Source organism: Dyella sp. PARNA 12/25 (assembly GCF_055702865.1).
The window spans coordinates 38,673-49,906 of the sequence record NZ_JBVQCI010000016.1; the positions used below are offsets into that span (position 1 = coordinate 38,673).

The following is an 11,234-nucleotide window of genomic DNA, read 5'->3' on the forward strand; positions in this document are numbered from 1 at the left end:
ACTTCTCAACGGGCCCTTGATTCAGGCGGCTGCCGCTCCCACTAACAGACAACCGCCTTACGCCAGAGCCCCCACCATGACGGCCCCCACTCCCATCAAGATCGACTTCGTCTCCGACGTGGTGTGCCCGTGGTGCGCCATCGGCTTGAAGTCGCTGGAGCGAGCACTGGAGCGCATCGGTGATGGCGTCTCGGTGGAGCTGCACTTCCAGCCGTTCGAGCTGAACCCGCAGATGGTCGCCGAGGGCGAGGACATCGGTGAGCACCTCGCGCGCAAGTACGGCGGCACCCCGGAGCAGATGCGCAAGAATCAGGACGTGATTCAGCAGCGCGGCGCTGAGCTTGGTTTCACCTTCGACATGGGCAAGCGCAACCGCATCGTGAACACCTTCGATGCACACCGCCTGCTGCACTGGGCCGCGCTGGAAGGCAACCAGGCCGAGCTCAAGCAAGCCCTGTTGGCCGCCTACTTCACCGAAGGGCGCGATGTGAGCTCGCGCGATGTGCTGGTGGATGTGGCTAGCCGGGTGGGGCTGGACCCCATCGCTGCCCGTCACGTGCTGGATGAGGATCGCTATGCGCAGGAAGTGCGCGCGCAGGAGCAGTTCTACCAGTCACAGGGCATCCAGGCGGTGCCATCGGTGATCGTCAACGATCGCTACCTGATCCAGGGCGGCCAGCCGCCGGAAGTGTTCGAGCAGACACTGCGCAAGATTGCGGCGGAAGGCTAAGAGCGGGTCGCGCACAAGTGCGCTCCTACAAGGGTTTCCAACTGTAGGAGCGCACTTGTGCGCGACCGCAAGCTCCCCGGCGTCTCACCGCCCAGCCATGCGAGAATAGCCAGCCGCCCCTGACCGCCGCTCCGCATGCTCCGACTCACTGATATCAAGCTCCCTCTGGACCACGCCGACGGTGCCATAGAGGCGGCCGTTCGCTCAAAACTGGGGCTTGGCAAGGACGCCTTGCGCGGCGTCACGGTGTTTCGTCGTGGCTACGACGCTCGCAAGCGTGGCGCCATCCAACTGATCTATACGCTCGATGTGGATGTGGCGGATGAGGCCGGCCTGTTGAAGCGGCATGCCGACGACAAGCACGTGCAGCCCACACCGGACACGAGCTATCACTTCGTGGCGAAGGCACCGGAACAGCTGCAGCAGCGCCCCATCGTGATCGGCCTGGGCCCCTGCGGCCTGTTCGCCGGGTTGTTGCTGGCGCAAATGGGCTATCGCCCCATCATCCTCGACCGTGGCAAGGCGGTGCGCGAGCGCACCGTGGATACCTGGGGCCTGTGGCGCAAGAAGAAGCTGGAGCCCGAATCCAACGTGCAGTTCGGCGAAGGCGGTGCGGGCACGTTCTCCGACGGCAAGCTGCACAGCCAGATTTCCGATCCGCGCCATCACGGCCGCAAGGTGCTTACCGAGTTTGTGCAGGCGGGTGCGCCGGAGGAAATCCTCTACGTCAGCAAGCCGCATATCGGCACGTTCCGCCTGGTGACCATGGTGGAGAACATGCGCGCGACCATCGAGTCGCTGGGCGGCGAGATCCGCTTCAGCCAGCGCGTGGACGATCTGCTGGTCGACACCGCCGCCGACGGTGCGCGGCAGCTGCGCGGCGTGGTGCTGGCCAATGGCGAGCAGTTGCTCAGCGACCATGTGGTGCTTGCCGTGGGCCACAGTGCGCGCGACACGTTCTTCAGGCTGCACGAGCGCGGCGTCTATATGGAGGCCAAGCCGTTCTCCATCGGTTTTCGCGTGGAGCACCCGCAGTCGATCATTGACCAGGCACGCTTCGGCGCGCAGGCCGGCCACCCGCTGCTCGGCGCGGCCGACTACAAGCTGGTGCACCACTGCAAGAATGGTCGCTCGGTCTACAGCTTCTGCATGTGCCCAGGCGGCACGGTGGTGGCCGCCGCATCTGAACCGGAGCGCGTGGTCACCAATGGCATGAGCCAGTATTCGCGCAACGAGCGCAATGCCAACGCGGCCATCGTGGTGGGCATCGAGCCCAAGGATTTCGCCGCGTTCGACGATAGCGGCAGCCCACTGGCCGGCATTGCCCTGCAGCGTGCGCTGGAGTCACGCGCTTACGAACTCGGCGGACGCGACTACAGCGCACCAGCACAGCTGGTGGGCGACTTCATCGCCGGCAAGCCGTCGAGCGAGTTTGGCAGCGTGCAGCCCTCCTACAAGCCGGGTGTGCACCTCACGGATCTGGCGCCTGCCCTACCCGACTACGCCGTTGAGGCGATTCGCGAGGCGCTGCCCGCCTTCGATCGCCAGATCAAAGGCTTCGGCATGCACGACGCTGTGCTGACAGGCGTCGAAACCCGCACCTCCTCTCCCGTGCGTATCCGCCGTGGCGAGGATTACCAGAGCCTCAATACGCGCGGCCTGTACCCCGCGGGGGAGGGCGCCGGCTATGCCGGGGGCATCCTCTCCGCAGCGGTCGACGGCATTCGGGTAGCCGAAGCACTGGCGCTGGCCATCAACGCGTCGCACTGACCCCACCGAGGGGTCAACCCAAACCAGGTATCCACCTGGTAGCCAGGCCATGGCTGCCAACGGGAGCCTGTGCCGGACAGGCCGGGCGCGCAGACGTCAGGCACACCCCAAGGCCAAAACAGTCATGCCAACCATGACTTGTCACCTATCGCCTCTATGAAATTACGTTTCGTCAGTTTTGCGTAAGTCAATTGTGATCGAATCGTAAAGTCTTGCTGCTACCCCGCGGCAAGTTCCTCAGCCGACGACTGTCCCCGATTGACGTTGTGAGACGTCGGCGCCCCATAACTCTATGCCCCGTAAGGGAGACGGTTGCATGAAGAATTCAAATTACACCCGCAAACTGCTGGCTCTGGCCTGCTTGGCCGCTATCGCTGGCCCGGCCATGGCGCAGGATGCTGCGAAGAGTGACGCCCCGGCGGCTGACGCCAGCCAGGCGACCAAGCTGGAAACCGTAACGGTTACCGGCACCCGCATTTCCAACCCGAACGTCATCTCGCCGACCCCGGTTGCTGTGATGACCGCCGCCGAAATCAAGGCGACGGGTGCGATCAACATCGGCGATCTGATGACGACGATGCCGCAGGTGGCCTCCACTTTCACCATGGGTAATTCGGGCCGTTTCATCGGCACCGCCGGCGTGGCCGAATTGGACCTGCGCAACCTAGGCACCAGCCGCACGCTGGTGCTGGTCAACGGTCGTCGTTTTGTGGGTTCCAGCGCGGGTGACACCGGCGTCGACGTGAACCTGATCCCCGCCGACTGGATCGAGCGCGTGGAAATCATCACCGGTGGTGCTTCGGCGGTGTACGGTGCCGACGCGGTAACCGGCGTGATCAACTTCATCCTCAAGAAGAACTACCAGGGCGCCAACCTGCATGCGCAGCTCGGCACCTCGCAGCATGGTGGCTTCAAGAAGGGCCTGTTCTCGCTCACCGGCGGCATGAACTTCGACAACAACCGCGGCAACATCGCGGCGTCGGTGGAGCATAGCGACCAGGACGAGCTGATGTTCCGCGACCGTTTTGGCCACGAAGCCTACGCGACCATCAAGACGCCCAATGGCCCGACCAACACCGCTTTGTTCGACAACGCAGGCGGCTACACGCGTGTCGATGCCGGTACGTTCTCGATCGGCAGCGCCACGGATATCTCCAAGCGTTACGTGTTCAACCAGGATCACACCATCCGCAAGCAGCAGTTCAACGGCATCTATGACAACGCCGGCTACTGCCAGGATTGCGATCGCTCGGACAACAACCAGTACGTGCAGTTGCAGCCGAAGTATGGCCGCACCACGCTGAGCACCATCGCCAGCTATGACCTGACGCCGGATCACAAGCTGTACTTTGAAGGCACCTACAGCCACGTCGACGTGACGCAGGCTTCGTCGCCAGCCTTCGACAGCACCCGTGCAAAGGGTAACGGCTACGTGATCATGCGCGACAACGCGTACATCACGCCCGACCTTGCCGCACTGATGGACGCCAACAAGCTGAAGTCGATCCGCGTCTCCCGCATCGACGGCGATGCTGGCGTGCGTGGCGAAGACACCAAGCGCGACACCGCACGTGCCGTATTCGGCGCCAACGGTGTGATCGCCAGCGACTGGCAGTACGACGCTTCGGTGAACTACGGTGTGACGGACGAAACCCGTCATAACCTCAATAACCGCATTCATGACCGCTTCTTTGCGTCCATCGATGCAGTGAAGGACGCCAACGGCAATATCGTCTGCCGCTCCAGCCTCAATCCGAACTACGTCAACCCGAACCACATCAATGTGGCTCAGAACAACCGCGGTGGCGTACTCAACCCGATCGCGCTGGGTGGCGGCTGCGTGCCCACCAGCATCTTCGGCGCGGGCGTCATCAACCCGGCGGCGGCACAGTGGTTCAACACCACCACCACCACCACTTCGCACCTGACGCAGTTTGTGGGTGGCGGCTCGGTCACCAACAACAACCTGTTCCAGATGCCGTTCGAAGCTGGCGCTGCAAGCATGGCCGCCGGCATTGAGTACCGTCGCGAAACCAGCAGCCAGACGACCGATCCGCTCGATCAGCAGGGCCTGACCTTCCTCAATGCCATCCCGAGCTCGGGCGGCGCGTACAACGTGAAGGAAGGCTACATCGAGACGGCGTTGCCGCTGATCTCGGGCCGTCCGTTCGCGCAGAATCTGACTTTTGATGCAGCGGCCCGCTTCTCCGACTACAGCACCATCGGCCACACCAAGGCATGGCGTTGGGGCCTGGACTGGTCGATCATCGATGACCTGCGCCTGCGTGGCACCATGTCCAGCGCAGTTCGCGCGCCGAACATCGGTGAGCTCTTTGGCGGCCTGACCCAGAACTTCTTCACGATCAACAACGACCCTTGCTCGTCCGACCAGCTGAAGAACGGTGCAAGCATGGCCGTGCGCGCAGCAAACTGTGCCGCTCTGGGCATTCCTGGCAACTGGCAGTCCACGCGCACTTCCTCCGTGCAGGGCCTTTCGGGTAGCAACCCGGACCTGAAGCCGGAACAGGGCCGTACTTGGACCGCTGGCATGGTTATCACGCCGCGCTTCATCGACAACTTCGGCCTGACCCTGGACTACTGGAACATCAGGCTGACCAACGCAATCACGGCACCGTCCGGCCTGGACATCGTTGATCGCTGCGTGGACACGCCGAGCGGCATCAACAACATCTACTGCCTCAATGCCCAGCGTGATCCGGTGACGCATGAGCTGGTGTCGATCCGTTCGGTCAACCAGAACATCAGCGCCCTGAGCACCTCGGGTGTGGATATCGGCGCGTACTACAGCGCCGAAGTCGGCGGCGGCAACCTGAAGTTCAACCTCAATGTCACCAAGGTGATCGCGTTTACCGAGCATCCGTTCCAGGACGACCCGGAATCGGCCATCCAGGACAATGGCACCGCCACCACCAGTGGCGCGTTCCCGAAGTGGAAGTCCACGCTGTACACCACGTACGGCTGGCACAACTGGGTGTTCAACTGGAACATGCGCTACTTCTCCTCGATGCTGCGCGTGAGCAACGAGAGCTACGCGGCGAACCCGATTCAGACCACTCCGATCAAGACGGGTATCGGCTTCTACAACGACGCCAAGGTCAGCTACTCGATTCCCAACAGTGGCTGGCAGGTGTACGGCGGCATCACCAACGTGTTCGACCGCAATCCGCCGGTGAACTACTTCGGTACCGGTGCTGCAAGCGGTATCTTCGACGCAGTCGGCCGCGCCTACTACGCGGGGTTCAACTACAACTTCTGATCCTGAGTGGCAGCTCAGGAGTTTGGGGTGAAAGGGCCGGCCTAGCCGGCCCTTTCTTTTTTCCGACACCTAAAAGAAAGGCCCCCTTGCGGGGGCCTGGGGTCGGACCTGGGGGGAGGGAGTCCGACCCGGTTGCTCCCCGTAGGTGGGCACGGGGGACATGTCCAGGGAGCGCAGGCAGATTGCCGTGTGCAAGACCTTTCGCCTATCGGCGACTTCTGATAATCGTGTCGTTTGTGCGCTCTCAGCACTGCGCCTTTGTGAGGGGTGCAAATCCATGGCTCACTTTCAGATTTGTCTTATGTTTTGTCGCTAGCCCGACGCCTAAAGTCACACCTGTCCCACGTGAGCAGGGATTGCACACGGGCCCGCGGTGACGCGCGCGACGAGTCCGGGGATAAGGCTCCTGCCCCCTTTGGAGCCTGGATACGCCGGGACATTTAATCAATTCGGTGATGGGGAAGAGCGGATGATCTGGGTCATCCGCTCTTTTTTTGCCCGGAGAAAAAAGCAGGCCCACGGATGCCCCACCCGGCATGCGAGAATGGTGGTCCGACGCGACCGTACGCGCCCGACCCGCCCCATGCTGACTGACACCACCAAAGACGCGATTCGCGCCGCTTATACGCGGCTCAAGGATGGCCTGCCCGGCTTCCGGGCACGCGCGTCGCAAGGAAAGATGATTGCCGAGGTGGCGAAAGCCCTGGCGCAGGAGGGGGGCGCCGCGGTCATCGAGGCGCCTACTGGCACCGGCAAATCCATGGCCTATCTCATCGCCGGTGTCGAGGTGGCGCGCGCCCATAAGAAAAAGCTGCTGATCGCTACCGCTACCGTGGCGCTGCAGGAACAGCTGGTTCAGCGCGATATTCCGCTTTACCTCAAGCTCAACGGCACCGAAGCGAAGGTGGCGCTGGCCAAGGGGCGCGGGCGTTATCTGTGCCCGCGCAATCTCGCCATGGCCAGCAACAGCCTCAACGAAACGGCGCAGATGGGTCTTGGTTTCGACGCCGATCTGGCGTTGTGGACCAAGCCGCCACAGGAACGTGACAAGAAGGCGCTCTCCAAGCTGGCTGGCCTGTTTGATCGCAACGAATGGAGTGGCGATATCGATGCCGCGCCGGAACCGATCAGCGACGTGCTGCGCCCGATGATCACCACCAGCGCCGGCGGCTGCACGGGCCGCAAGTGCGCTCAGTTCATGAACTGCCCCTTCTTCGCGGCGCGCCGCGCGGTGGGTGATGCTGACATCATCGTAGCCAACCAGGATCTGGTGTTGGCCGACCTTACGATGCCGCGCGAAGAAGATGGTTTTGGCGGTGTGATCCTGCCCAAGCCTGACGAGACGCTATACATCTTCGACGAAGGCCATCACGTGCCGTCCAAAGCGATCGACCGAGGTGCCGCCGAGGTCTACATCAATGCGGCAGTTCGGCAGTTGAGCCGTCTTGGCCGGCAGATTCATGCCGCTTACTCGCTCACCGACAAAGAAGTGATCGGCAAGCTACCGCTCGATGCGGGTGACCAGAAGCTGCAGGAACTCAGCGATGCGCTGGAAGAGCTGGAGAAGGAGATCCGCCTCAGCTGGTTGCCATCGCCCGATGACGATGAACCCATGTATCGCGGCTCGCTCGGTCAGCTCCCCGAAGCATGGGTGGAACACGCACGCGCGCTCTACGTGTTCACCGGCGAGGTGGAGCGTTGGGTGGGGGCTGTTCGCCGCGCCGTATTGGAGATGACCGAAAGCGGCCCGACCCACGAGGCCCTGTCTCGCGAACTCGGCATGGCGCTCGAGCGCATCGATCGCCAGGTGCGCACATGGCGCGCCTGGTCCGCGACCGACGGCGAGAATTCGCCGCCGCTGGCACGCTGGGTCACGCTCAGCCCGGATCAGCAGTTGATTTGCCATGCATCCGCCGTCTCTGCCGGCGGTTTGCTGCGTAGTGTGCTTTGGGGCAATGCGAGCGGGGTCGTGATGACTTCGGCCACGTTGAGCGCCGGCGGCAATTTCCGTGGTTTCGCCGACGCGGTGGGTTTGCCGGATGATTCCGTGACGCTCAGCCTGCCCTCGCCGTTCGATCTCGCCTCGCAAGCACGGCTGGAAGTGCCAGCGATGCGCGCCCTGCCCGACGCACGCGAAGAGCATGTGCAGGAAATCTGCGACTGGCTCGCCGAGCATTTGGATTGGGGGGCAGGCAACCTGGTGCTTTTCACCTCACGCGTGAAGCTCGATCGCGTGCTGCAAAAGCTGCCGATCGAACACGTGCGCAAGGTTCGCGCGCAAGGTTCACTCGGCAAGGCGCAACTGGTGGCCGAGCACATTGCCGATGTGGAAGCAGGCAAAGGCAGCACGCTGTTTGGCCTCGCCTCGTTCGGCGAAGGCCTGGATCTGCCGGGCAAGCTGTGCGAAACCGTAGTGATCACGCAGCTGCCGTTTGCCGTACCAACCGACCCCGTCGGCGCCACGTATGCAGAATGGCTGGAATCACGCGGACGCAACCCCTTTATTGAAGTCACTGTGCCGGAAGCCACGCGCTTGCTTACCCAGTATTGCGGTCGCCTGATCCGCACCGAAACCGATCATGGCCGCATCGTGCTGCTGGATCGTCGCGTGGTACTCAAACGTTACGGCGAGCGCATGCTGAAGGCTTTGCCCCCATTCACCCGCGTCATCGAGAAAGTCGCATGAGTTTTCACATCATCCGCGCCGCCGACACCAAGACGCAGCCGAGGAAGAACGGCATGGGTACGACGCGCGAGATCGCACGCTTCCCTACCGATGCGGGCAACGATGAATTCCTGTGGCGCGTGAGCGTGGCCGAGGTGAACAGTGCGGCGCCGTTCTCCGCCTTTCCCGGCATCGACCGACAGATTGCGCTGCTCGATGGCGAGGGTTTCAGCATGACCCTTGATGGCCGGCAAGCGCATGCACTGACCACACCTTTTGCGCCGTTTGCATTTCCTGGTGAAGCCCACGTGGACGTGGCCATGGCCGGTGGAGCGACGCGCGACTTCAACCTGATGGTGAGGCGCGCATGGGGCAAGGGCCATGTTCAAGTGAAGACACAGACAGGTAGCCATGTACCGGATCCGTCCTGCGTACTGGTCTACGTGGCGCGTGGCACGGCGACGACGATCGACGGCGACCTGCTTGCGGGCGATGCCTGGCAGCCCGACCGCAGCCCCTTCGAGTTGGGTGAGAACAGCGTAGCGCTGTTGGTCATCGTGGAGCCTCGCTAAAACGCTCTTCTGTGGGAGCGCACCCTGTGCGCGACAACCCCACGTCATGAAGTTCCTGCGGCTCCGCGGTCGCGCACAAGGTGCGCTCCTACAGTAGGGCCGCTCTCCACAGGGACGTCACCCCAGCGCCAGCCACACCGACTATCATCAGCGCGTCCGCCCAACCCCAAGGTGAGCCCATGGCAGTGCTGATCCTCGGTCTGGTGTTGTTTCTTGGCGTGCACTCCGTACGCATTTTTGCCAACGACTGGCGTAGCGGCCAGGTGGTCCGCCTCGGCGAGAAGCGATGGAAGGGCATCTACTCGCTGGTTTCCATTGTCGGCTTCGTGCTGCTCGTTTGGGGCTTCGGCCTGGCACGCCAGCACCCGGTGCTGCTGTACGTACCGCCCATCTGGCTGCGCCATCTCAATTCGCTGTTTACGCTGGTGGCCTTCATGCTTGTGATAGCCGCCTATGTGCCCCCCAATCACGTGAAGGCCAGGCTGGGTCACCCGATGCTTGCCGGTGTGAAAACCTGGGCGTTTGGCCATCTGTTGGCCACCGGCATGCTGCATGACGTGGTGCTGTTTGGCGCTTTCCTGGTGTGGGCCGGGGTCGATTTCGTGGTCTGTCGGCGACGTGACCGTGCCGCTGGCGTCACCTACCCCGCAGGCACCATGAAGGGGGACATTATCGTCATCGTAGCCGGCGCGGTTTTCTGGGCGATTTTCGCGTTCTGGCTGCACCCCTGGCTGATTGGCGTCAATCCGATGGGGTGAAGTTAGTCATCTACGCGGCGCCCTGTCGCTGAGCTAGAGTGGCGCCATTGTCTGAACGAGGATTCGGCTATGGCCGGCTTTCTGCTCTGGCTTTTGCTGCTGGTGGTCTGCTGGCCGATCGCGCTGCTGGCACTCGTGCTTTATCCCATCGTATGGCTGCTGATGCTGCCGTTTCGCCTGATTGGCATCACGGTGAGTGCGGTGTTTGCATCGCTTGCCGCCATGCTGATGCTTCCCGCGCGGGTGTTGCGCGGGCGACCGGTTTAAGTGGAAAAACCCAGCGCCCCATCCTGTGAGCGCAACCGCGATCCCATCCTCGACGTGTTGCGCACGCATTTCGCCGATCGCCGGCAGGTGCTGGAGATCGGCAGCGGCACCGGACAACACGCGGTACATTTCGCGGCGTCACTGCCGCGTCTGCAATGGCAGTGCACGGATCGCGCGGAAAATCTTCCCGGCATCCGCATGTGGTTGGACGAGGCGGGCCTGCCGAACACCCCGGCCCCCATCGCGCTGGATGTAAGCGGCTCGTGGCCATCGCATCACTATGACGCGGTGTTCAGCGCCAATACGCTGCACATCATGGGCTGGGACGAGGTCGAGCAACTGTTTGAGCATCTCGCCGACGTCACCACCGAGGACGCCATCCTCGCCATCTATGGCCCCTTCAACTACGGCGGTCGCTACACCAGCGACAGCAACGCCTCGTTCGATCAGTGGCTACAGGCACGCGGCGTCCACATGAGCATTCGCGACGCCGAGGCAGTGGACGCGCTGGCTGAAATCGCCGGGTTCGACCTGATCGACGATATCGCCATGCCGGCCAACAACCGCACCCGGGTCTGGCAGCGCAGCCGCTGAGCGGTTCGGCATTGGCATTTGGTCCGGAAGGCGGCACGATGTAGCCACGGGCCATCGCCGCCCTTGATCCGGACCATGCGACCCTACGTGCAAGCCATCGATACGCTAACCCCCTGCCCTTGTGGCAACGACGCCGGCTATGCCCGCTGCTGCGGGTTACTGCACGATGGCGGCGTAGCGGCAACCGCCGAACAACTGATGCGTTCGCGTTACAGTGCCTACGTGCTCAAGCGCGAGGATTACCTGCTTGCGACCTGGCATGACAGCACTCGCCCCGCGCATCTGAAGCTAAGCGCGCAGCAACCCGCGCCCACCTGGCTGGGGCTCACCGTCAAGCATCATGAGACCGATGGCGACCGCGCCACCGTGGAGTTTGTCGCCCGCCTGCGCTACGGCGGCGGCAAGGCACAGCGCATGCATGAAATCAGCCGCTTCGTGCGCGAAGGCGGACGTTGGTTCTATGTGGACGGCGAGTTCCCGGAAGAATCGGCTGACTGACCGACCTTTGTAGGAGCGCACTTGTGCCCATCATCGGGTAGATGAAGCCTTCGAATTGCGCTTCGGCCACCGGCTTCATGCCCTGGGCGGCCATGCCGACCGT

The 11,234-nt window shown here is 62.9% G+C and carries 9 protein-coding genes; all 9 read left to right on the forward strand.

Features of this window, described 5'->3' with window-relative positions:
• Positions 1–76 precede the first annotated feature (76 nt).
• The 9 genes from AC0GUR_RS20475 (at position 77) to AC0GUR_RS20515 (ending at position 11,131) form a co-directional block, all read left to right on the forward strand.
• The gene (locus AC0GUR_RS20475) at positions 77–730 is read left to right on the forward strand and encodes a DsbA family oxidoreductase (RefSeq protein WP_472879365.1); all 654 of its coding nucleotides are present in this window, start codon (positions 77–79) and stop codon (positions 728–730) included.
• 135 nt (positions 731–865) lie between these two features.
• Positions 866–2,500 carry an NAD(P)/FAD-dependent oxidoreductase gene (locus AC0GUR_RS20480; protein ID WP_472879366.1) on the forward strand — a complete coding sequence of 545 codons (1,635 nt, stop codon included), beginning with the start codon at positions 866–868 and terminating at the stop codon, positions 2,498–2,500.
• 316 nt (positions 2,501–2,816) lie between these two features.
• The gene (locus AC0GUR_RS20485; RefSeq protein WP_472879367.1) at positions 2,817–5,777 is read left to right on the forward strand and encodes a TonB-dependent receptor domain-containing protein; all 2,961 of its coding nucleotides are present in this window, start codon (positions 2,817–2,819) and stop codon (positions 5,775–5,777) included.
• Positions 5,778–6,360: 583 nt separating this feature from the next.
• Complete coding sequence (dinG, locus tag AC0GUR_RS20490) at positions 6,361–8,463, forward strand: ATP-dependent DNA helicase DinG (RefSeq protein ID WP_472879368.1); 2,103 nt, start codon at positions 6,361–6,363, stop codon at positions 8,461–8,463.
• Positions 8,460–9,014 (forward strand): HutD/Ves family protein, encoded by a 555-nt coding sequence (locus tag AC0GUR_RS20495; RefSeq protein ID WP_472879369.1) that lies wholly within the window; start codon positions 8,460–8,462, stop codon positions 9,012–9,014. The genes dinG and AC0GUR_RS20495 overlap by 4 nt, the downstream gene beginning before the upstream one ends.
• 179 nt (positions 9,015–9,193) lie before the next feature.
• Positions 9,194–9,772: an NnrU family protein gene (locus tag AC0GUR_RS20500; RefSeq protein WP_472879370.1), complete on the forward strand. Its 579-nt coding sequence runs from the start codon at positions 9,194–9,196 to the stop codon at positions 9,770–9,772.
• Positions 9,773–9,841: 69 nt separating this feature from the next.
• Positions 9,842–10,039 carry a hypothetical protein gene (locus tag AC0GUR_RS20505; protein WP_472879371.1) on the forward strand — a complete coding sequence of 66 codons (198 nt, stop codon included), beginning with the start codon at positions 9,842–9,844 and terminating at the stop codon, positions 10,037–10,039.
• The gene (locus AC0GUR_RS20510) at positions 10,040–10,633 is read left to right on the forward strand and encodes a DUF938 domain-containing protein (RefSeq protein ID WP_472879372.1); all 594 of its coding nucleotides are present in this window, start codon (positions 10,040–10,042) and stop codon (positions 10,631–10,633) included.
• Between the two features lie 75 nt (positions 10,634–10,708).
• Positions 10,709–11,131, forward strand: a complete 423-nt coding sequence (locus AC0GUR_RS20515) for a YchJ family protein (protein ID WP_472879373.1) — start codon at positions 10,709–10,711, stop codon at positions 11,129–11,131.
• The last annotated feature ends 103 nt before the right edge of the window (positions 11,132–11,234 follow it).

Excerpts from the sequence above, each read along its gene's own strand:
- AC0GUR_RS20475 (WP_472879365.1), top strand. The coding sequence starts at position 77 with ATGACGGCCCCCACTCCCATCAAGATCGACTTCGTCTCCGACGTGGTG.
- AC0GUR_RS20500 (WP_472879370.1), top strand. The coding sequence starts at position 9,194 with ATGGCAGTGCTGATCCTCGGTCTGGTGTTGTTTCTTGGCGTGCACTCC.
- AC0GUR_RS20485 (WP_472879367.1), top strand. The coding sequence starts at position 2,817 with ATGAAGAATTCAAATTACACCCGCAAACTGCTGGCTCTGGCCTGCTTG.
- AC0GUR_RS20515 (WP_472879373.1), top strand. The coding sequence starts at position 10,709 with ATGCGACCCTACGTGCAAGCCATCGATACGCTAACCCCCTGCCCTTGT.
- dinG (WP_472879368.1), top strand. The coding sequence starts at position 6,361 with ATGCTGACTGACACCACCAAAGACGCGATTCGCGCCGCTTATACGCGG.
- AC0GUR_RS20505 (WP_472879371.1), top strand. The coding sequence starts at position 9,842 with ATGGCCGGCTTTCTGCTCTGGCTTTTGCTGCTGGTGGTCTGCTGGCCG.
- AC0GUR_RS20480 (WP_472879366.1), top strand. The coding sequence starts at position 866 with ATGCTCCGACTCACTGATATCAAGCTCCCTCTGGACCACGCCGACGGT.
- AC0GUR_RS20495 (WP_472879369.1), top strand. The coding sequence starts at position 8,460 with ATGAGTTTTCACATCATCCGCGCCGCCGACACCAAGACGCAGCCGAGG.